Origin of the sequence: Actinoplanes sp. NPDC049598 (assembly GCF_040675435.1) — a bacterium.
In the GTDB taxonomy this organism is placed as follows: domain Bacteria; phylum Actinomycetota; class Actinomycetes; order Mycobacteriales; family Micromonosporaceae; genus Actinoplanes.
The window spans coordinates 74890-93626 of the sequence record NZ_JBFAOX010000026.1 but is presented as its reverse complement, the minus strand read 5'-3'; the positions used below and the strand labels follow the sequence as shown (position 1 = coordinate 93626).

Below are 18737 nucleotides of genomic sequence, written 5' to 3'. Positions count from 1 at the left end.
GAATCCATGGCTGACATCGTTCTTGACAAGGTCACGAAGAGCTACCCGGACGGCACCGTCGCCGTGCACGGCATCGACCTGGAGATCGCCGACGGCGAGTTCATCATCCTGGTCGGCCCGTCGGGCTGCGGGAAGTCCACGACGCTGAACATGATCGCGGGCCTGGAGGACATCACCTCCGGCGAGCTGCGCATCGGCGGCCAGCGGGTCAACGACAAGGCGCCGAAGGACCGGGACATCGCGATGGTGTTCCAGTCCTACGCGCTTTACCCGAACATGAGCGTCCGCGAGAACATGGCCTTCCCGTTGAAGCTCGCGAAGCTCGACAAGGAGACCATCAACAAGAAGGTGGAGGACGCGGCCCGCGTCCTGGAACTGACCGATTACCTGGACCGCAAGCCGGCGAACCTGTCGGGCGGCCAGCGCCAGCGGGTGGCGATGGGCCGGGCGATCGTCCGCAGCCCGAAGGCGTTCCTGATGGACGAGCCGTTGTCCAATCTCGACGCCAAGCTGCGGGTCCAGATGCGCACGCAGGTGTCGCGCCTTCAGAAGCAACTGGGCACCACGACGGTGTACGTGACGCACGACCAGACCGAGGCGATGACGCTGGGGGACCGGGTCGTGGTCATGCGCGGCGGTTACATTCAGCAGGTCGGGGACCCGCAGACCCTTTACGACAACCCGGTCAACCTCTTCGTGGCCGGTTTCATCGGCTCGCCGTCCATGAACTTCCTGCCGGCCGCGGTCGAGGAGTCGGTGCTGCGCACGCCGCTCGGTGACCTGCCGCTGGGCGACCGGATGAGGCGGGAGCTCAGCACCGCGGACGCCCCGCGCCAGCTGATCGTCGGCATCCGCCCCGAGCACTTCGAGGACGCCGCCCTGATCGACGACGTCCAGCGGGCGAAGGGATTCGAGTTCACCGCCCCCGTCGACCTGGTCGAGTCGATGGGCTCCGACAAGTACGTCTACTTCACCGTCGAGGGCGAGCACGCGGCCTCGGCCGATCTGGAGGATCTGGCCGCCGACGCGGGCGGGGCCGACCTCCCGCCGCAGGACAGTCTGGTGACCCGCCTGTCGGCCGAGTCGCGCGTGCGCGACGGCGCCGACGCCAAGGTCTGGATGAACCTCGACAAGATCCACCTGTTCGACCCGCGCGACGGCAAGAACATCACTCTGCACGAGGGTCGCGCGGCCGGCGTGTCCGCGTCCTGACCGGAACGACGGCGGGCGCCCGCTCCGCGGGCGCTCGCCGCTCACAGCAGCTCCGCATCATGGACGAGCAGAGCCACCTGCACGCGGTTGTTCACCGCGAGCTTGGCCATGAGCCGGGAGACGTGGCCCTTCACCGTCGGCAGGCTCATGCGCAGGGCGGCGCCGATCTCGGCGTTGGAGCTGCCGGCGCCCAGGCAGATCGCCACCTCGTGCTCACGGTCGGTCAGCACGGCAAGCTTGTCCTTGGCCTTCGACCGCCGGGAGCCCGCCGCGGGGTCGGCGACGTAGTCGACCACCTTGCGCATCACGTCGGGCGACATCATGCTCCCGCCGGCGGCCACCCGCCGCACGGCGGCGATGATCTCCTGCGGCGGCGAGTCCTTCAGCATGAAGCCGACCGCGCCACCCCGTAGCGACTCGACCACGTACTCGTCGATGTTGAACGTCGTCAGCATGATGATCTGCGGCGCCGCCGGCCGGCTCCGGATGCGCTGGGTGGCGATCATGCCGTCGAGCCTCGGCATCCGGATGTCCATGAGCATGATGTCGGGCCAGTTCGCCGCGGCCACCTCGATCGCTTGCAGGCCGTCCGTCGCCTCCGCCACGACCTCGATGTCGGGCTGCCGGCTGAACAGCAGCCGCAATGCGCCGCGAACCATCGAGTCGTCGTCGACGATGGCCAGCCGGATGGGCCGCTTCTCCTCGATCATTCCCGCCATGGCAGCCACGCCTCGAAACGGAATCGCTCATCCTCGCGGCCGTACTCCACGCGCCCACCTACCAGCGCTGCCCGTTCCCCGGCTCCGACCAGCCCGGTGCCCGACCCGGGCACGTCCTGGGCCGCGCCATGGAAGCCGCCGGCCACGTTGGTGACCAGAATGCGCAGGTCGCCGCCGGCGGCACCGTCGAGACGCACGTCGACCGACTCTCCGGGCGCGTGTTTGCGGGCGTTGGTCAGCGCCTCCTGCACGAGCCGGTAGGCGGTGCGGCCGAGCACGGGGGACGGCTGAGCGGACTCGGCCGGCGGCCTGACCCAGACGAAGTCGATGGCCATGCCGGAGGTGCGGGCATCCTCCACCAGGTCGGGCAGGTCGGCGAGGCCCGGCTGCGGTGGCTCGGGTGGTGTCCGGCCCTGACGCAGCACCCCGATCACCGCGCGCAGCTCCTCCAGCGCCTCGTGGGCGCTCAGCCGGATCGTCCGCGCGGCCGACGCGATCTCCTCGGGTGGCGCGTCGCTGCTGACCTCGAGCGCCCCGGCGTGCAGGCTGACCATCGACATGCGATGCGCCAGCACGTCGTGCATCTCGCGGGCGATGCGGGAACGCTCGGTGAGCCGCGCCTGATCGACCCGCAGCTGCTGCTCCTCCCGGGCCCGCCGCGCTTCCTGTCGCAACGTCAGGGTCAGGCGCCGGTACGCCCGCAGGAACAGGCCCCACCCGATCGTGGCCAGGCCGGTCGCGGCCCGCATCAGGATGTCGACCCACAGCGGGAACGGCGGATCGCCCTGCAGCGCGTAGTAGATGACACCGGTGCCGACGTGGGCGGCAGCCAGAAGGAGGACGACCCCGGCGCGATAGCGGATGGCCACGGTGAAGAGCGCGATGAGGATGGCGCCGGTCGCCATCACCGAGACGGCGCCGAAGGGAAGCAGCACCAGGTAGAGCCCGAGCGGCCACCGCCGGCGCACGACCAGCGCGAGCGCGCACGGCACGCCGATCGCCACGTCGGCCTGCCACGGAATCGCGGCCGACGAGGAGGTCGCGTCGCCGAGAGGCACCATGGTGGCCCCGTAGAGGAGCGCGCAGAGGATGGCGACGACGTCGGCCACCCGGTCACGGGTGGCCGAGCGCCGGTCACCCGGCGGATCGGGCACCAGCAACTGGAACGGCAGCGACGACATGACCCGCAGCCTACGAGGCTCCGCGTCCGGTGAGGACATACCAAAGTATTGCCTCGACCCCTACCGAAGCATCATGTGCTCGGGCCGGTCCGGCCGCCATCCTCGGCGGCATGACATCGATTCTCTGGACGGCGCTCGCGGCACTGTGGGGCGTCACCGCAGGTCTCTGGACTCCGCGCGGCCCTCTCACGATCACCGAAGCGCTCTGCTCGGTGGCCGTCAGCGCGGCCCTCGGCCTGGCCGCCGGCCGCTTCGGCCGTTCCCGCATCGTGCTCATTTCGGTGCCCTTGGCCTTTCTTCTGGCGCTTGAGCTCATGCGTGCCCGATATGCCGGGCCCTCCACCGGGCCGCCCCACGCCAGCGCCTTCGGCTTCGTCGTTCTGGTCGCCGGCCGGGGCGTGCAAGGCTTCCTGACCCTGTTGCCCATGGTGTTGGGCCTGATCATCGGCCGCGGAGTCGCCCGGCGGGCCGGCCAGGTGCTGGTGGCGCTGCCCGCGGCCGGGGTGCTGCTCCTGACGGCCGCGATCGCGATTCCGGCCCGCACCGCGCCGATCCGGGGCGGCGTCGCCGAGCTGACCAGGGTCGGCGGGCTCAACGTCATGATCCGCGGCGCTCGCGCCGGCGCGCCCGTGCTGCTGTTCGTTCCCGGTGCTCCGGGTGGCTCCGAGCTCGGTGCTGTCCGCAAGCATCTCGGCGCCGTCGAGCAGCGCTTCGTGATGGCGACGCTCGACCGTCGAGGCGGCGGCGCTTCCTATCCGGCGCTCGATCCGACCTCCCGCGCCACCCTCGACCGGATGGTGAGCGACGTGCTCGACGTGGCGGACTACCTGCGGGAGCGCTTCCACCAGGACAAGATCTATCTGCTCGGCCACTCGGGCGGCTCGGTCCTGTCGGTGCTCGCGCTCCAGCGCGGCCCGGAGAAGTTCGCGACCTACATCGGTGCCGGCCAGGCCGTGGACCTGCGGGCCAGCGATCAGATCTTCTACGACGACATCCTGGCGTGGGCGCGGTCCACCGGGCGGAAAGCTCTTGCGGAGCAGCTCGTGGCCCAGGGCCCGCCGCCCTACCGGGACGTCTGGGGCTACGAGCCGATCATGCTCTACGAGAACGAGGCGTACGCGCAGCCGTCGACCGGCTTCGAGCTCGGCGTGGGCGAGTACACGGTGCTGCAGAAGGCCCACACCATCAACGCGGTCCTCGACACCTGGTCGGTCCTCTATCCCCAGATGCAGGAGATCGATCTGCGCCGGAGCGCGCCACGCCTGCCCGTTCCGGTGTGGTTCGTCCAGGGGGCCGACGAGATGCGCGGCCTCGAAGTGCTCTTCCACCAGTGGTACGAGACGGTGCAGGCGCCGAGAAAGAAGCTTGTCGTGATCCCCGGCGCGGGCCACCGGGCAATCTTTGAGCAGCCGGATCAATTCGTGAGGGTGCTGGACGATGTCCTGGCCGGCTGAGTCCATTGCGCGGCCGGCCGGCGCCGCGGATCCGGGCCTCGCATCGGCCGGCGGCCCGCGGGCGGTGCCGGTGCCGGCTGACGATGCGGGCCGGTGGCCCAAGCGGAGGCTCTCGATCCCCTTGAACCACCGGCAATCATCTTCGCTACCCGTTCCTGGCCGGGCTAACCACGTCACTCATCAATATCGCCAGAAGTTCGGCGAGCACGGTCAAGCCGTCGCGGCTGAGCACCGACTCGGGGTGGAACTGCACCCCGGCGAAGCCCGGACCGCGCAGGGCGTGCACGGCCGCGTCGACCGGATCGCGGGCGATCTCCACCGTTCCGTGCGCGGTGGCGAGCTCGCCCACTTCCGCGACCGCGGCGAAGCTGGAGTAGAAGCCGACCGTCCGCCGCTCGCCGAAGAGGTCGACCTCGCGGGCCAGTCCTTGATAGGGAGCATCGCGACGGCGCAGCCCCAGCCCGAGCAGCATCGCGAGGATCTCGTGCCCGAGGCACACGGCGAACAGGGGGCGGCCCGCGCTCAGGCGGGCCTCGATCAGACCGCGCATCACCGCCATCTTCGGATCGTCCAAGTCACCCGGGTCGCCCGGCCCGGGTCCGGCCACCACCAGATCGGCGGCGAGCGGATCGATGCGCGACGACCCGCCCGTGAGCAGCCCGGCGAAGTCGGGCTCGGCTCCATCCGCCGCGCCTTCCGCGACCGATCCGGCCGAGCCAGCGAAGACGGTGGCTCCCGCCGAGGGAGAGGGGGCGACCGATCCGGCCGGGAGAACGGGGGCGGCTGGCTCGGCGGGCAGGGCGGGGGCGGGGCGGAAAGCCGTCCAGGGGGCGACGGTCACGGTCAGGCCGAGCGCTTTGAGCTGGTGGGCGAGCATGGCGGTGAAGGTGTCCTCGCCGTCGACGATCAGGGCCGACTTGCCGGCGAGAGCCGGGACGGTGAGGGCGCCGGGGGCGCGGGAGTCGAGCCAGAAGCGGGCCAGGCCGTTGTTGCGGGCGGCCAGGGCGGCTCGGATCTCCGGGGTCTCGGCCTGCGGTCTTACGGCGGAAGCGCCGACGGCGGTGGCACCCAGCGCGGCCAGGATGCCGGCGGCCTTGGTGTGGGTCTCGGCGACCTCGCCGGCCGGGGTCGAGTGGCGGACGAGGGTGGCCCCGACCGGGACGCGCAGGGTGCCGTCGGGGGAGATCTCGGCGGTGCGGATGAGGATCGGGGCGTCGAGCGTCTGGCGGCCCTGGTCGTCGTGGTCGAGCAGGGCCAGGACGCCGGCGTAGTAGCGGCGGCCGCGGCGTTCGTGCCGGGCGATCACGCGGCAGGCGTTCTCGATCGGGCTGCCGGTGACGGTCGGCGCGAACATGGTCTCGCGCAGCACGTCGCGGACGTCGAGGGAGCCCCGGCCGGCCAGCAGATATTCGGTGTGGGTCAGGTGCGCCATCTGCTTGAGGTAGGGGCCGGCGACCTGGCCGCCGTGTTCGGCCACGGTCGCCATCATCTTGAGTTCCTCGTCGAGCACCATGTAGAGCTCCTCGGTCTCCTTCGGGTCGTGCAGGAAGTCGAGGAGGTCGCCGGAGCCGTGCCGGAAGGTGCCGCTGATCGGGTTCATCATCGTGATGCCGTCGGCGACGCTGACATGGCGTTCGGGGGTGGCGCCGATCAGGGTGCGGGTGCCGGTGTGCACGAGGAATGTCCAGTAGGTGCCCTGTTCGTGGGCGAGCAGTCGGCCGAAGGCGGCGCGGGCGGCGGCGATCGGGTCGCCGTCGACGGTGGCGTGGAAGACGCGGTGGATCACGAAGTTGGCGCCTTCGCCGTGGCCGATCTCGTCGTGCAGGACGTCCTCGACGATGGCGCCGTACTCGTCGTCGGAGATGTCGAAGTGGCCGTCGCGGACGGTGAGCGGGGCGGCCGGGAAGGAACTCAGCGGCTCCTTGCGCCTCGAGCGCACTACGAGGCACTCGAGCGGGGCGCCGTCGTCCACGCAGTCGAAGCCGCGCTCGGTGATCTGCCGGTAGGGCACGACGGCCAGGGTGGGCCGGCCGCGGTGCAGGGGGATGTCGTCGAGCGTGGGCACGGTGACGACGTCGCCGGTCAGCACTTCGACGTGGTCGGCGCCGTCCCGGTGGAGCAGGGCGAAAGGCCGCATGGTGGTCCTCTTTCGGGGCTCGGCGGCGCCGGCCGAGGTCCGACCATACGAAAACGGCCGCCTCGGGGAGGCGGCCGCGGATGGTTACGCGCGGGGAGAAGTGGCCGCCGGTCTGGCGGGCCACCACATGCTCAAGCGCGCGTGCAACATGCGGCCGAGCGTACGGCCCGGGCCCGGTGCGGCGCAACGGACACGCGGGGATCGTCGTGTTCCGCAGGGCGCTCGCCTCCGCCGGCCCGGGGCGGGCCGGCGGGCGGAGGGCGTCAGGCGAAGGCGAGGCGGACGGCGCTGCGGGCCCAGCGCATGCGGCCGATGGCGCAGTCCGGGTGCTCGCCGAACTCCTCGGCCACCAGCTCGGCGCAGCGGGCCTCGCCGAGGCGGTCGACCGTCGAGTTGACGGCGGCCCGGATCAGCTCCGGGGTGGGGCTCTGGGAACGCTGCAGGTTCGAAGCGAACAGCGCCTCGGTACGGATGGCGTCGATCACGGCGTGCATCTGGAACCTCCTGCCGGCTCACAAACGAGTGGGCGTCTGCAAACAGAACACCGGAGCGGGGGCGCAGCGGAGCTGCGCCCAGGGTGCGGCTGGGTTGCGGCCCGACGAACACCCGGCGCGGTAGGACGAGGTGGTGGGGTGCGGGCGAGGCGGGCCGCGGGGAGGTCTGTGAGAGCGGGCCGCGGGGCGGCCTGTGAGAGCCGAGCGGCGCGGGCGGGGCGGGCCGCGGGGAGGCCTGTGAGAGCGGAGTGGTGCGGTGAAGCTTGGTGATGCGGGGGCTGGCCGGGGAGAGCACGGGGAGGTGGGTGGGGTTGAGCATTTGCGGAGCGGCCTCGTAAGTCGGACCAAGCGGATATGGTTCGTATAAGTAGCGAAAGCTGCGTCCACCAACCAGAGGGAGATTGCCGTGACGGTGGTCTTGGTTGCCGACGACGACGCCGACATCCGCGACCTGGTGGCGTTCAAGCTGGAGCAGGCGGGCTTCGAGGTGATCGCCGTCGAGGACGGGCAGAGCGCCGTCGAGCAGGCGCGTGGCCGGCAGCCGACGCTGGCGGTGCTGGACGTGTCGATGCCGGGGCTGTCCGGCATCGAGGTGTGCCGGATGCTGCGGGCCGACCCGGCCACGGCGGGGATTCTGATCATCATGCTCACCGCCCGGGTGCAGGAGCAGGACGTCGAGGGTGGGTTCAGCGCCGGGGCCGACGACTACGTGACCAAGCCGTTCAGCCCGCGTGAGCTCGTTTCCCGGATCCAGGCGCTGCTGAGCCGAGCCCGGGCGTGATCGGCACGCGGCGGGATGATGCGACGTGAGAGCTCGGTCGGCCGGCTGCTGACCCGGGCCTTCGCGGGCCTGGTCGTTCTGGTCGCCGGGTGCGGGGCTGTCGAGCTGGGCGCGGTGCTGGTGGAGCATCACGCGGAGCGGGAGCTCGCCACCGAGGTCCAGCCGCTGCAGCGAGCCAACGCCGATCTACGGGTGGTGCTCACGGATGCCCAGGCGGGGCTGAGGGGCTACACGCTGACCGGGGACGAGCGGATGCTCGACACCTATGACGTGGCCCGCAGCGAGTACGGGCTGGTCGGCGACGAGCTGATCCGGCTCGGGGCCGGCCGGGCCACCGCGGCCGCCGCCGGCCAGATCGACCGGGCCGACAGCTGGTGGGTGATCGCCGACCAGCAGCGGCGGGCGGCGCCGGGCAGCGACGAAGCCATCGCGTACGCCGCGCAGAGCGAACCACTCTTCCACGCCTTTGTGGCGGCCAACGACGAGCTGCGGAACGCCGCCGACGAGCAGGCGGGCGAGCTGCTCGACCGGGCCGACGCGCTCCGGTGGGTGACGATCGGGCTGGTTGCGGCGCTCAGCCTGGGGGCCGCCGCCGTCGCGATCATCACGGCCGTGCGCACCCGGCGCCGGATCGTCGGCCCGCTGACCGCGATCGTGGCCGAAGCGGAGAGAAAAGCGGCCGCCGAACGCGGGAGCGGCACAGACGCCGGGCCGGACGCCACCACGGCAGGTGGGTTCGGAAGCTGGAGCGGGACAGGACGTGGCGCCGGGGCCGAGCCCGAGGAGGGGACGCGGCAGGGCCCGACGGAGGGTGGGACCGCGGGACCGGGACCGGCGGAGAGCGGAACCGCGGGGCAGAGCCTGGCGAAGGGTGGGACCGCGGGACAGGGCCTGGCGAAGGGCGGGACCGCGGGGCAAGGGCCGGCGGAGAGCGAGACCGCCGGGCAGGGCCTGGCGAAGGGTGGGACCGCGAGTCAGGGGTCGGCGGAGAGTGAGGCCGCGCGGCAGGGGCCGGCGGAGATCCGGGCCATCGCCGAGGCGCTCGATGCGGCGGCGGAGCGGACCGCGGAGGTGCGGCGTCACGAGGAGCTGGTGTCGGCTCGGCTGCATGAGATCGACACGGTCAAGACCGACTTCATGTCGACGGTTTCGCATGAGCTTCGGACGCCGTTGACCAGCATCTCGGGGTACGTGGAGCTGATGCGGGACGCCGAGCCGGGGCAGCTGACCGCCGCTCAGGAGCGGATGCTCGACGTCATCGCCCGCAACGCCCGGCGGCTGCGTGACCTGATCGAGGACATCCTGACGCTGTCGCAGATCGAGTCGGGCGACTTCCGGACGATGAGAGGGCCGCTCGACCTGGCCGAAGTGGTGCTCCGGGGAGTTGCGGCGGTCGAGCCGGCCGCGGCCAAGGCCCTGGTCGGCCTGCACGTCGATGTGCGGGGCCCGGTCACGGTCCGCGGTGACTCCGGTCAGCTCGATCGGGTGCTCGACAACCTGCTCTCCAACGCCGTGAAGTTCACCCCGGCCGAGGGGAGCGTCACCGTCAGCGCCGGGCAGCGCGGAGATCAGGCCGTTCTGGTGATCGCCGATACCGGGATGGGCATCCCTGAGCCGGAGCAGGAGACGCTGTTCGGCCGGTTCTTCCGGGCGAGCAACGCCATCCGGCAGGCGGTGCCCGGCACCGGTCTCGGTTTGGCGATCGTGCACACCATCCTCGCCAACCACGACGGCAGCATCGAGGTCCGCTCGACCGAGAACATCGGCACCACCGTGACCGTGACCCTGCCCATGGCCGACCTCGTCCCCACTTCGTCCGGACCGGGCGGGACAGCGCGGCCCGCAAACGCTGACGCCACCGGCGCCCGCGCGGTGGGCAGCAGTGGGCGCGGGCGCCGGTGGGCGGGCAGAGGGACAACGCGGGATGGCGGGTAGAAGGGCCGCGCGGGGTGGCTGGGCAGAGGGACCGCGGGGGTGGCGGCAGAAGGGCCGCGCGGGGTGGCTGGGCAGAGGGACCGCGGGGGTGGCGGCAGAAGGGCCGCGCGGGGTGGGATAGGCGGCTGGGTCAGAACTCCAGGACTGCCTGGAGCTCCTGGCGGTGGCGGGCGGCCAGGTCGGTGAGCAGTTGGGGTCCCTCGTCGAACGGGACCACCGCAGTGACCAGGTGGTTGCGGATCGCTGCGCCGTACGTGCGGAGCAGCTCGATGGTCGCGGCCGACAGGCGCTCGCGGTCCCAGGTCGGGGCCAGGCCCCGCGGGACGCGGCCGATCTGGGCGCAGCGGATGGCCAGCCCGTTGTGGTGGAACTCCGCGCCCAGCTCCAAGTCTCCCGCGCCGCCCTGGTAGAAGGCCAGGTCGATGACCGTGCCCTGCGGCCGGAGCAGCCGCAGCGCCGTGTGCAGGGCCGACGCCTGCCCGCGGCATTGGAAGACCACGTCGGCTCCGCGGTCGTCCGCCGTGTGCCGCCATGCCGTCTTCAACGTCACCGCCGGGTCGCCGTCGTCGCTGGCGAGGGTGTCCAGGCCGAGCGCCGATGCCACTGCCAGCCGTTCCGGCGTCGGGTCGACCACCACCACGGAGGCCGCACCGTGGAAGCGGGCGAACAGTGCCGTGAGCAGCCCGACCACTCCCGCCCCGGTGACCACTACCCGTTTGCCGGCCACCCCGTCGCCCAGTCCTCGCACTGCCGGCCCGTGATATTCGAAGGCGGCGTGCAGCAGTCCATTGGCGCAGATCGGCCCCATGTGGGCCACGTAGATGCCGAGCAGCGGATCGAGGTCCGCCGGCAGCGGTACGACGCGGTCGCGTAGCGGGTCACCGGTGAAGCCGCTGCGATGCCCGTACGTCATCGCCACCACCTGCCCTTCGGCGACCGCCGGGGTCTGGCTTTCCACGACTTGCCCGACTTCCATGTAGCCGAGCCGCCGTACCGGATAGGCCGCTGTGGCGGACCCGCCAAACAACCCCAGGACGGGGTCGAAGCCCGCGTGCAGCGCCGGGTTTGTACCTTTCACGAAGCTCAGCTCGGTTCCCGCCGACACCCCGCTGTAGAGGGTCCGGACCCGGAACGGGCCGGGTTCCACCGGCTCCGTCACGATTTCGAGCCGTCCCGGCGCCGGGATCACCAGGTTGCGGTCAGACATCGACGGTCCTTGAAGTCGCGGCGGACGCGGCCACGGCCAGCGCCAGCTCGTGGGTGCGCAGCGCCTCGGCGTACGGCACCCGGATGTCCGGTGCCGGCGTCTCGCCGCGGACGGCGTCGATGAACGTGGCGTCGACCGCGATCCGGGCCGCTTCGGGGTCGCCGTCGTGGGTGGTGATGTCGTCGCCGGAGCGGACCGTGAGGCCGTTCTCCGTCACTGACAGGGCCAGCCCGTCCGCGAAGATCTCCAGCCCGGCCCGTTCCTTCCAGCCGAGCACGCAGGTCGCCGCAAGGGTGCCCACCGCGCCGCCGGCGAACCGCAGAGTCGCCACCGTTGATCCGTCGATGTCCGGCCGGGGGCCTTCGGTGGATCCCGGGACGGCCGGTGGGATCCCGCTGCCCATCGCGGTGACCTGGGTGACCTCTCCGACGAGGTACCGCGCCAGGTCGAGCACGTGCGCAGCCTGTTCCACCACGGGCCCGCCGGAGCGGTCGCGGTGCGGCCACCATCCGACCGGCGGCACCTTGTCGAGCCAGGCTCCGCTCACCAGCCGCACCTCCCGGCCGGCGAGGATTTCGCGAGCTTTGTCAACAATCGACAGATATCGCCAGTGGTGACCCACCGCAGTGATGAGCTTGCTGGCTGCGATATCGGCGGCGAGATCGGTCGCTATGTCTCGATCAAGGCCAATAGGCTTTTCCACGAAGAGTGGCACGCCGGCCGCGATCACGGCGCGTTCGGCCGGCCCGTGCGCGAACGGCGGTACGCACACGTAAACCGCGTCGACACCCTCCGACAGCAGCGCCTCCACGTCCGGCAGAACCTTCGCGCCGTGGGCCGAAGCCAGCGCCGAAGCAGCCTCCTGCACGACGTCCGTGACGCCCGTCAACTGCACGTCCGGCAATCCGGAGAGCACGCGGGCATGCCGCTGCGCGACCCCGCCCGCGCCGACCAATCCGACCCTTACCGCCGTCATCTGAACCCCAACCCCTCACACGCGATCAACGAGCCGAGATCTCCCCGCTGTTTCAGAACCGAAACGTTGATCAGCGTTTTCCCAGGTGGCCGTCACGTGTTGGTCATCGGGAATCAAGGTTGATCTCCACTCGACTGGGCAAAGGTGAGCGATCTTCAGACGCACGTTCGGGGGTCTCATGCAGCAACTCAATGCCCTGCCCGTGGTCGAGGCGTGGGCCACCTACCGCACCGGCAACACGTCACAGTGGACGGCGCGGCAGCTCGCCCGCCGCAAGGGCGACTCGCGGGTCAGCGTCGTGATCCCCGCCCGGAACGAGGAGGCGACCATCGGCGACATCGTGGCCGTCATCCGGCGCGGCCTCGTCGAGCGGGTGCCCCTGGTCGACGAGATCGTCGTCGTCGACTCCCGGTCGACCGACGCCACCGCCGAGGTGGCCCGCGCGGCGGGCGCCCGCGTCGTCGCCCAGGACGAGATCACCCGGGGCCTGCCGCGGATGGAGGGCAAGGGCGACGCGCTCTGGGCCGGGCTGGCCGCCAGCACGGGCGATGTCGTCGCCTTCGTCGACGGCGACCTGCGCGACTTCTCCGACAGCTTCGTCACCGGGCTGCTCGGCCCGCTGCTCACCGACGGCTCCGTCGAGTTCGTCAAGGGCTTCTACCACCGCCCGCTGGTCCGGACCGACGGCGTGGAGGTGGACGGCGGCGGCCGGGTCACCGAGCTCGGGGCTCGTCCCCTGATCAACCTGTTCTGGCCCGAGCTCGCCGGCTTCGTCCAGCCACTGGCCGGGGAGTACGCGGGCCGCCGGGCCACGCTGGAGCGGATCCCGTTCGTCTCCGGCTACGGCGTCGAGATCGCCATGCTGATCGACCTGCTCGACCTCGTCGGCCTGGACGCGCTGGCCCAGGTCGACCTCGGTGAGCGCCACCACCGGCATCAGGGCATCGAGGCCTTGAGCCGGATGTCCGCGCAGATCATGGTGACCGCCTGGGGCCGCCTGCACCGCCGTGGCCTGGTCGCCGAGCCGTTGCCGCCGAGCACGCTGCTCACCCAGTTCCGGCGGGGCGGCGGAGAGGGGCTGCCCCACCTCAACCGGGACATCGTGGTCACCGACGTCGGCGTTCAGGAGCGACCGCCGCTGGCGACCCTGCGCGAGGCGGTACGGGTCGCATGAGGGTCCTCGTCAACGCGGGTCCCTGGCTGCCGGTGCCGCCGCGGGGCTACGGCGGCATCGAGAACGTCGTCGCCACGCTCGTGCCCGAGTTACGGGCGCTCGGCATCGAGGTGGTCCTCGCGACCGTCGGCGACAGCGAGTTGCCGGTGGACGAGCGGGTCGCGATCTTTCCCCGGGGGCAGTTCCCGCTGCTCCAACGTCCGTACAACCAGGTCTGCGGGGTTGTCCCGGCGCATCAGCACCTGATCGCGCGGCGGGTGCAGGAGGGCGACATCGACCTCGTGCACGACCATGTCGAGGCGGCCGGCCTGACGACGATGGCCGCGCTGGAACTGCCGACACTGCACACCCTGCACTGGGACCTGCAGAAACACCCGGAGCTGTACGGGTCGGTCACCGGCCGCGTGCGGGTCAACGGAGTCTCGGCGGATCAGCTGAGTCACGCCCCCGAGGCGCTGCGCCGGCTGTCCGTGGGGCACGTGCACCTGGCGACCCCACTCGCCGTCGGCGCCGACAAGAAGGAGCGGGTGCGCAAGGAGGCGTACGCCGTGGTCCTGGGCCGTATCAACCCGGGCAAGGGACAGGACCTCGCCGCCCGCCTGGCTCATGAGAAGGGTTTCGACCTGGTGCTGGCCGGTCCGGTCGGGCCCTGCCACAACCCGGAGGATCTGGCCGCCGCCGATCCGAGCAACCCGGACGTCGCGTTCTGGCACGAGCGGGTCGCCCCCTACGTGGACGGCGTGCGGGTGCGCTGGATCGGCACGGTGACCGGCAAGGCCCGCGACGAGCTGGTGGCCGGCGCCCGGGCGGCGCTGTTCCCGCTGCGCTGGAACGAGCCCGGCGGCACGGCGGTCGTCGAGTCGCTCGCGCTGGGCACGCCGGTGGTGGGTATCGTCCGCGGCTGCCTGCCCGAGCTGGTCGAGCACGGCCGGACCGGCCTGCTCACCACCGACGAGGACGAGCTCGGCGACCTGGTGACGGCGGCCGGGACCATCGACGAGCGGGAGTGCCGGGCCGAGGCGGCGCGACGATTCACACCTGCAGTGATGGCGGCAGCGTATGCAAAGATCTACGAACGGCTCGGGTAGTCCCGGTCAGGCGGGCCAGGGCCGGCGGCGGCACGACGATCACCGGGCAGGCGGCGGCGCGGACGCAGCGGCGGACCGTGCCGCCACCCCACCAGCGGCTGGTGGCCGCGCCCAGCACGATCAGGTCGTCCGGGCCGGTCACGTAGTGCCGCAGGGCCGCGGCGGCACTGCCGGACGGCACCCGCACCATCGCGCCGAACTCGGCCGGGGTCGTGCCGAGGGCCTCGCGGAACGCCTCGTCGACGCGGCGCCGGGCCTCGGCGGCCAGCGCGCGCTCCCACTCCAGGCTCGGCTGGGACCGCGGGCCGGTGTTCAGCATCCACGCTCGTACGGCCAGCAGCGGGACGTCACGGCGCCGCGCCTGGCGCACCGCGAAGCGCAGGGCCTCGAGCCCGGGAAGCGAACACGACACCCCGAGGATGACCTTCGAATCGCTCACCGGGCAACGGTGACTCGGGCGCTGCCCGGATGCCAGAGCGGGCGCCCTTTGTTGACGCCTTTTTTATGCGGCGACGGGGTGACGCAGGCCGGGATGGCCGGCCGGCAGGGAGCGGCGGATCACCCACCAGCTGACCGCGAGGCAGGCCGCGACCAGCGGCCACGTCAGCGCGACGCGGGCCACGCCCAGCGCCGTGACCTGGTCGGCCGCGTAGAGGGGGAGGAAGACCGCGACCCGGATCAGATACTGCAGGACCCAGATCCAACTGCCGCGCAGGTACGCCCGTAGCAGCGCCGGATCGCGCCGCCAGCGGGTCTTCTGGCCGAGCACCGCACCGACGATCACGCCGAGCAGGGGCCAGCGGATCACGATGCTGACCGCCCAGGCGAGCGCGCTGGCCGCGTTGCTGAACAGCTGGAGCAGGAAGAAGTCGGCCGCGTTGCCCGTGCGCAGCGCGATCAGCGCCGCCACGCACACGCCGAGGAGCCCGATCAGCACCGCCCGCGGTTTGTCGCCGTGCCGTAGCCGCCACCACGAGATGGCGAGCGCGCAGACGACCGCCACGGCGGCTCCGAACCCGATCGAGCGCCCGGCGGCCAGCCATCCCAGGACGTACCCGGCGGCCGGCACGGTGGCGTCGATCGCCGCGCGCCGCCCGTTCAGCAGCTCCGACAGCGACTCCGGCTGCGCCATCCCCCACCCCGTTCTTCGAAGTTAGGAAAGCCTAACCGCAGCCCGTTCCGATGACCTTGGAGGGTTGGCGGGAGGCGAGCACGGCGCCGCTTGATACCCGCTCGACGGTTTCCCGACAACGCTCCCGCGGGTCATTGACTTGACCAAGAAATCAAGAGAAAGCTTGGCCCAGGTTTTCTGCCGCGCCGACCGCTAAGACATTTTCGGCGGGCATTTTATTCTGTGCTTTTTCTTTGGGGGGAGAGGCATGCCATGGAAAAGCTGAGGTATTGCGCCGCGCCGCCGCGGACGCTGCCGGTGTTGCGGGCGGACCTGCCGGCCGAGCAGCAGCGGGCGATCGTGGTGGGGCGCTCGATGTGGGCCAACGGGACGAAGCTGCGGTACGCCTTCATGGAGAGCGGCCACGACGACCAGAAGGCCGTGGTCCGGGAGTCGTTCGCGGAGTGGAAGGACATCGGCATCGGGCTCGACTTCGCCGAGGTGACCAGCCCGGCCGAGGCGGAGGTACGCATCGGTTTCGAGCAGGGCGACGGCTCGTGGTCCTACCTCGGCCGCGACGTGCTGCAGATCGGGCAGAACGACCGGACCATGAACTTCGGGTGGGATCTGACCACGCCGTACGGGCGGACGACGGCCCGGCACGAGATCGGCCACACGCTCGGCATGCCCCACGAGCACCAGAACCCGAACGCCGGCATCGTCTGGGACGAGGAGGCCGTTTACGCGTTCCTGGGTGGGCCGCCCAACAATTGGCCGCGGGACGTCACGTTCCACAATGTGCTCCGCAAGCTCGACCCGCGCGAGGTGAAGGGCTCCGACTGGGATCCCGACTCGGTGATGGAATACAGCTTCCCGGGGGGCCTGGTGATCAGCCCGGACGAATACAAGAACGGCATCCGGCCGCCCGGTTCCATTTCGAAGATCGACCAGGAACAGGTGCTTCTCTGGTATCCGTCGCTGCAGCCGCAACTGCCGCGCCTGACCCCGTTCCAGTCGACCGCGATGTCGCTGAAGCCGCGCGATCAGTTCAACGCCGAGATCGTCCCCGAGGCGAGCCGGGAGTACAGCATCGGCACGTTCGGCGCGGCCGACGTCGTGCTGGTGCTCTTCGAGGAGGTCGACGGCGAGCTGCGGTACCTGGCCGGCGACGACGACAGCGGCGAGGACCGCAACGCCCTGATCACCGTCAAGCTGTTCTCGGGTCGCCGTTATGTCGTCCGGGTGCGACTCTATTACTCGTGGGCGTCCGGAGAATCCGCGGTCATGCACTGGTGAACAGACTGAGCATCGCCCTGATGGCGGTCTGTCTGCTCCTCGGCGCCTGCGACGACCCCTCGCCGCAGGCCGAGGAGGGGGTACGCGGCCGCGTCCTCGACAGCGCCGGCGCCCCCGTCACCGACGCGACCGTGTTCCGCCGCGCGGTCCAGCCGAGCCGCTCGGTCAACCTGGAGGCCGTCACGACCGACGTCGACGGCCGCTACAACTGGCCCCTGGACCCCGGCGTCTGGGAGCTCGAGTTCACCGCCCCGGACCACAGCCCCGCCACCGTCGGCATCACCGTCACCGAGGGAAGCTGGGAGACGGTCGACGTCAAACTGCGCTAGCCGCTTGCCCCGGCCCGCGATGAGCCGTTGACTACGACGATGAACGAGCCGTCTACGCCGCGCCGGATCTGGTCGCTGTTCGAGCCGCTGCACGCCGTCACCTACTTCACGCCGCAGGCTGGGGCGGCCTTCGAGGCGGCCGGGCTGACCGGGTTCTGGCGGCGGTACTTCGCCGGGCGGGCGGCGGCGCTCGGGCCGGTGGGGGCGGGGCCGGTGACGGCGGCGTTCTTCGGGTTCGCGCCGGGCATGGTGGCGCGGGCGCTGCCGGGCGTGTGGGAGCGGATCACGCCCGAGGCAGCGGTCGCGGCCCGGGCCGCGGGGGCGAGTGCGGCTCTGAGTGAGTTGTTCGAGGGTCTGCCGACGTCCACTGTGGTGGCCGCGGTGGATCTGCTGGAGGAAGCGGCGCAAGCGGCCGATCTGCCGGGGCGGGTGCTGGCCGCCGCGCACGCCGATCTGCCGTGGCCGGAGCAACCGGTCGCCCGGCTCTGGCACGCGGCGACGATCCTGCGTGAGCACCGGGGCGACGGGCACGTGGCGGCGCTGCTGACGGCCGGCGTCGACGGCTGCGAGTCGCTGGTGTGGCGGGTCGGGCTCGACGGCGGGCGGCTGCGCGAGGTCACCCAGCCCGCCCGCGGCTGGAGCGACGGGGAATGGGCTGCCGCGGCCGGTCGGCTGCGGAAACGCGGGTGGCTGGACGCCGAGGGCGTGGCGACGGCGGCCGGCCGCGAGGCGTACGGCGAAGTGGAGATCTTGACTGATCGCCTCGCAGAGGCGCCGTGGCGGCAGAGGGGTGACGCGGCCGTCGAGGTGCTGACGCCGCTGGCCGAGCGGGCCTGGCAGATATTGCCTGACGACAATCCCATCCCGCTTCGCCGTTGACGCATCGGCTACGGCCGCGTCGTAGGCGAGGGTTTCGACCGTGCCGGTGCGGGCAAGCAAACAACGTGTTTCCAGCTGAGAACCTGCGCGACTGGCGCGGCGAAAACGTCATCGACCCCGAGGGCTCCAAGATCGGCGAGCTCGAGGCGGTCTACGTCGACACGCTCAACGACGAGCCGTCGTACGCCACTGTGCGTGTCGGCTTCATCGGCCGCCACCGCCTGGTCTTCGTCCCGCTGGCCGGGGCCACGGTGACCCCCAAGGCCGTACGGGTCCAGTTCGGCAAGAAGCAGGTCACCGACGCCCCCAGCATCGAGCTGGACGGCGAGCTGGCCGCCACCGAGGAGCCGAACGTCTTCGCCCACTACAACATCCCGTTCGAGCCCGGCCTTTCCGGCGCCCGCCGCCTGGCCCGCCGCTGAGCGCTCCGCCCCGGAGTGGCGTCGGAGCGTGATCGATGCGCTTGTGCCGGCGGGCGGGGGAGTGGCCGGCATCGCCTGGGAGCTCGGCGTGCCGCGTGGTCTCGCCGACGAGGATCCAGACGCGGAGCTGGACACGCTGCGGCCCGGTGAGAGCCACGTGATCTGGGCCGGTCAGGCGTCGGTGGAGGCGTTCGGCACCAATCCGCTGTCGCCGGCCACTCGTGGGCCGGCCGCCCGGGCCGGCCGCGCCGTCGGACGAGAGCAAGCCCGAGTGGTGAGCGGCTTCCTGCGGTAAGAAAAAGCGCGCCCTCCCTTCGGGAAGGCGCGCTCTCGGAACGACGT

At 71.4% G+C, this 18737-nt stretch carries 19 protein-coding genes; 11 read left to right on the top strand and 8 right to left on the bottom strand.

The window, feature by feature from the left end:
- The first annotated feature begins 6 nt into the window (after positions 1-6).
- Positions 7-1212, top strand: coding sequence for a sn-glycerol-3-phosphate ABC transporter ATP-binding protein UgpC (gene ugpC / locus AB0J66_RS39835; RefSeq protein ID WP_364672351.1), 1206 nt, complete (start codon positions 7-9; stop codon positions 1210-1212).
- Between the two features lie 41 nt (positions 1213-1253).
- Here ugpC and AB0J66_RS39830 read toward each other — a convergent pair whose 3' ends face one another.
- Entirely contained in the window at positions 1254-1931 is a 678-nt protein-coding gene (locus AB0J66_RS39830; RefSeq protein WP_364672349.1) for a response regulator transcription factor, read from the bottom strand.
- A complete protein-coding gene (locus tag AB0J66_RS39825; protein WP_364672347.1) occupies positions 1919-3112 on the bottom strand; it encodes a histidine kinase in 1194 nt (397 codons plus the stop codon). Before AB0J66_RS39825 ends, AB0J66_RS39830 begins: the two co-directional genes overlap by 13 nt.
- A gap of 110 nt (positions 3113-3222) precedes the next feature.
- Here AB0J66_RS39825 and AB0J66_RS39820 point away from each other — a divergent pair, with 110 nt between their 5' ends.
- Complete coding sequence (locus AB0J66_RS39820; protein ID WP_364672346.1) at positions 3223-4566, top strand: alpha/beta hydrolase; 1344 nt, start codon at positions 3223-3225, stop codon at positions 4564-4566.
- A gap of 145 nt (positions 4567-4711) precedes the next feature.
- Here the strand turns inward: AB0J66_RS39820 and AB0J66_RS39815 are convergent, their stop codons facing one another.
- Both AB0J66_RS39815 and AB0J66_RS39810 read right to left on the bottom strand, forming a co-directional pair.
- Positions 4712-6703, bottom strand: coding sequence for an anthranilate synthase family protein (locus AB0J66_RS39815; protein ID WP_364672344.1), 1992 nt, complete (start codon positions 6701-6703; stop codon positions 4712-4714).
- A gap of 263 nt (positions 6704-6966) precedes the next feature.
- On the bottom strand, positions 6967-7197 hold the full coding sequence (locus AB0J66_RS39810) for a hypothetical protein (RefSeq protein ID WP_364672342.1): 231 nt from the start codon (positions 7195-7197) through the stop codon (positions 6967-6969).
- A gap of 406 nt (positions 7198-7603) precedes the next feature.
- On the opposite strand from AB0J66_RS39810, the gene AB0J66_RS39805 reads away from it, so the two are divergent.
- Together AB0J66_RS39805 and AB0J66_RS39800 are read left to right on the top strand one after the other, a co-directional pair.
- Positions 7604-7978: a response regulator gene (locus AB0J66_RS39805; protein WP_364672340.1), complete on the top strand. Its 375-nt coding sequence runs from the start codon at positions 7604-7606 to the stop codon at positions 7976-7978.
- Between the two features lie 18 nt (positions 7979-7996).
- Positions 7997-9913, top strand: a complete 1917-nt coding sequence (locus AB0J66_RS39800; RefSeq protein ID WP_364672338.1) for an ATP-binding protein — start codon at positions 7997-7999, stop codon at positions 9911-9913.
- Between the two features lie 130 nt (positions 9914-10043).
- Here AB0J66_RS39800 and AB0J66_RS39795 read toward each other — a convergent pair whose 3' ends face one another.
- A complete protein-coding gene (locus tag AB0J66_RS39795) occupies positions 10044-11120 on the bottom strand; it encodes a zinc-binding alcohol dehydrogenase (RefSeq protein ID WP_364672336.1) in 1077 nt (358 codons plus the stop codon).
- Positions 11113-12075: a Gfo/Idh/MocA family oxidoreductase gene (locus AB0J66_RS39790; protein WP_364672335.1), complete on the bottom strand. Its 963-nt coding sequence runs from the start codon at positions 12073-12075 to the stop codon at positions 11113-11115. The genes AB0J66_RS39795 and AB0J66_RS39790 overlap by 8 nt, the downstream gene beginning before the upstream one ends.
- A gap of 199 nt (positions 12076-12274) precedes the next feature.
- Between AB0J66_RS39790 and AB0J66_RS39785 the strand changes: the two genes are divergently transcribed.
- Together AB0J66_RS39785 and AB0J66_RS39780 are read left to right on the top strand one after the other, a co-directional pair.
- Complete coding sequence (locus AB0J66_RS39785; protein ID WP_364672333.1) at positions 12275-13270, top strand: glucosyl-3-phosphoglycerate synthase; 996 nt, start codon at positions 12275-12277, stop codon at positions 13268-13270.
- Complete coding sequence (locus AB0J66_RS39780) at positions 13267-14358, top strand: glycosyltransferase (RefSeq protein ID WP_364672332.1); 1092 nt, start codon at positions 13267-13269, stop codon at positions 14356-14358. Before AB0J66_RS39785 ends, AB0J66_RS39780 begins: the two co-directional genes overlap by 4 nt.
- Here AB0J66_RS39780 and AB0J66_RS39775 read toward each other — a convergent pair.
- Both AB0J66_RS39775 and AB0J66_RS39770 read right to left on the bottom strand, forming a co-directional pair.
- Positions 14303-14797, bottom strand: coding sequence for a universal stress protein (locus AB0J66_RS39775; protein ID WP_364672330.1), 495 nt, complete (start codon positions 14795-14797; stop codon positions 14303-14305). The two genes, AB0J66_RS39780 and AB0J66_RS39775, sit on opposite strands and share 56 nt — an antisense overlap.
- Positions 14798-14860: 63 nt before the next feature.
- Positions 14861-15490: a DUF3159 domain-containing protein gene (locus AB0J66_RS39770; RefSeq protein WP_364672328.1), complete on the bottom strand. Its 630-nt coding sequence runs from the start codon at positions 15488-15490 to the stop codon at positions 14861-14863.
- Between the two features lie 252 nt (positions 15491-15742).
- On the opposite strand from AB0J66_RS39770, the gene AB0J66_RS39765 reads away from it, so the two are divergent.
- The 5 genes from AB0J66_RS39765 to AB0J66_RS39745 all read left to right on the top strand — a co-directional run bounded on the left by AB0J66_RS39765 (position 15743) and on the right by AB0J66_RS39745 (position 18690).
- A complete protein-coding gene (locus tag AB0J66_RS39765; RefSeq protein ID WP_364672326.1) occupies positions 15743-16765 on the top strand; it encodes a M12 family metallopeptidase in 1023 nt (340 codons plus the stop codon).
- Positions 16762-17094, top strand: a complete 333-nt coding sequence (locus AB0J66_RS39760) for a carboxypeptidase-like regulatory domain-containing protein (protein ID WP_364672324.1) — start codon at positions 16762-16764, stop codon at positions 17092-17094. Before AB0J66_RS39765 ends, AB0J66_RS39760 begins: the two co-directional genes overlap by 4 nt.
- A 39-nt stretch (positions 17095-17133) precedes the next feature.
- A complete protein-coding gene (locus AB0J66_RS39755; protein ID WP_364672322.1) occupies positions 17134-17973 on the top strand; it encodes a hypothetical protein in 840 nt (279 codons plus the stop codon).
- 65 nt (positions 17974-18038) lie between these two features.
- Positions 18039-18395 carry a PRC-barrel domain-containing protein gene (locus AB0J66_RS39750; protein ID WP_364672321.1) on the top strand — a complete coding sequence of 119 codons (357 nt, stop codon included), beginning with the start codon at positions 18039-18041 and terminating at the stop codon, positions 18393-18395.
- A gap of 28 nt (positions 18396-18423) precedes the next feature.
- A complete protein-coding gene (locus AB0J66_RS39745; RefSeq protein WP_364672319.1) occupies positions 18424-18690 on the top strand; it encodes a hypothetical protein in 267 nt (88 codons plus the stop codon).
- The last annotated feature ends 47 nt before the right edge of the window (positions 18691-18737 follow it).

What these genes read in the sequence shown, in the direction of transcription:
- ugpC (WP_364672351.1), top strand. Translation starts at nt 7, where the DNA reads ATGGCTGACATCGTTCTTGACAAGGTCACGAAGAGCTACCCGGACGGC.
- AB0J66_RS39830 (WP_364672349.1), bottom strand. Translation starts at nt 1,931, where the DNA reads ATGGCGGGAATGATCGAGGAGAAGCGGCCCATCCGGCTGGCCATCGTC.
- AB0J66_RS39825 (WP_364672347.1), bottom strand. Translation starts at nt 3,112, where the DNA reads ATGTCGTCGCTGCCGTTCCAGTTGCTGGTGCCCGATCCGCCGGGTGAC.
- AB0J66_RS39820 (WP_364672346.1), top strand. Translation starts at nt 3,223, where the DNA reads ATGACATCGATTCTCTGGACGGCGCTCGCGGCACTGTGGGGCGTCACC.
- AB0J66_RS39815 (WP_364672344.1), bottom strand. Translation starts at nt 6,703, where the DNA reads ATGCGGCCTTTCGCCCTGCTCCACCGGGACGGCGCCGACCACGTCGAA.
- AB0J66_RS39810 (WP_364672342.1), bottom strand. Translation starts at nt 7,197, where the DNA reads ATGCACGCCGTGATCGACGCCATCCGTACCGAGGCGCTGTTCGCTTCG.
- AB0J66_RS39800 (WP_364672338.1), top strand. Translation starts at nt 7,997, where the DNA reads ATGCGACGTGAGAGCTCGGTCGGCCGGCTGCTGACCCGGGCCTTCGCG.
- AB0J66_RS39795 (WP_364672336.1), bottom strand. Translation starts at nt 11,120, where the DNA reads ATGTCTGACCGCAACCTGGTGATCCCGGCGCCGGGACGGCTCGAAATC.
- AB0J66_RS39785 (WP_364672333.1), top strand. Translation starts at nt 12,275, where the DNA reads ATGCAGCAACTCAATGCCCTGCCCGTGGTCGAGGCGTGGGCCACCTAC.
- AB0J66_RS39780 (WP_364672332.1), top strand. Translation starts at nt 13,267, where the DNA reads ATGAGGGTCCTCGTCAACGCGGGTCCCTGGCTGCCGGTGCCGCCGCGG.
- AB0J66_RS39770 (WP_364672328.1), bottom strand. Translation starts at nt 15,490, where the DNA reads ATGGCGCAGCCGGAGTCGCTGTCGGAGCTGCTGAACGGGCGGCGCGCG.
- AB0J66_RS39765 (WP_364672326.1), top strand. Translation starts at nt 15,743, where the DNA reads ATGGAAAAGCTGAGGTATTGCGCCGCGCCGCCGCGGACGCTGCCGGTG.
- AB0J66_RS39755 (WP_364672322.1), top strand. Translation starts at nt 17,134, where the DNA reads ATGAACGAGCCGTCTACGCCGCGCCGGATCTGGTCGCTGTTCGAGCCG.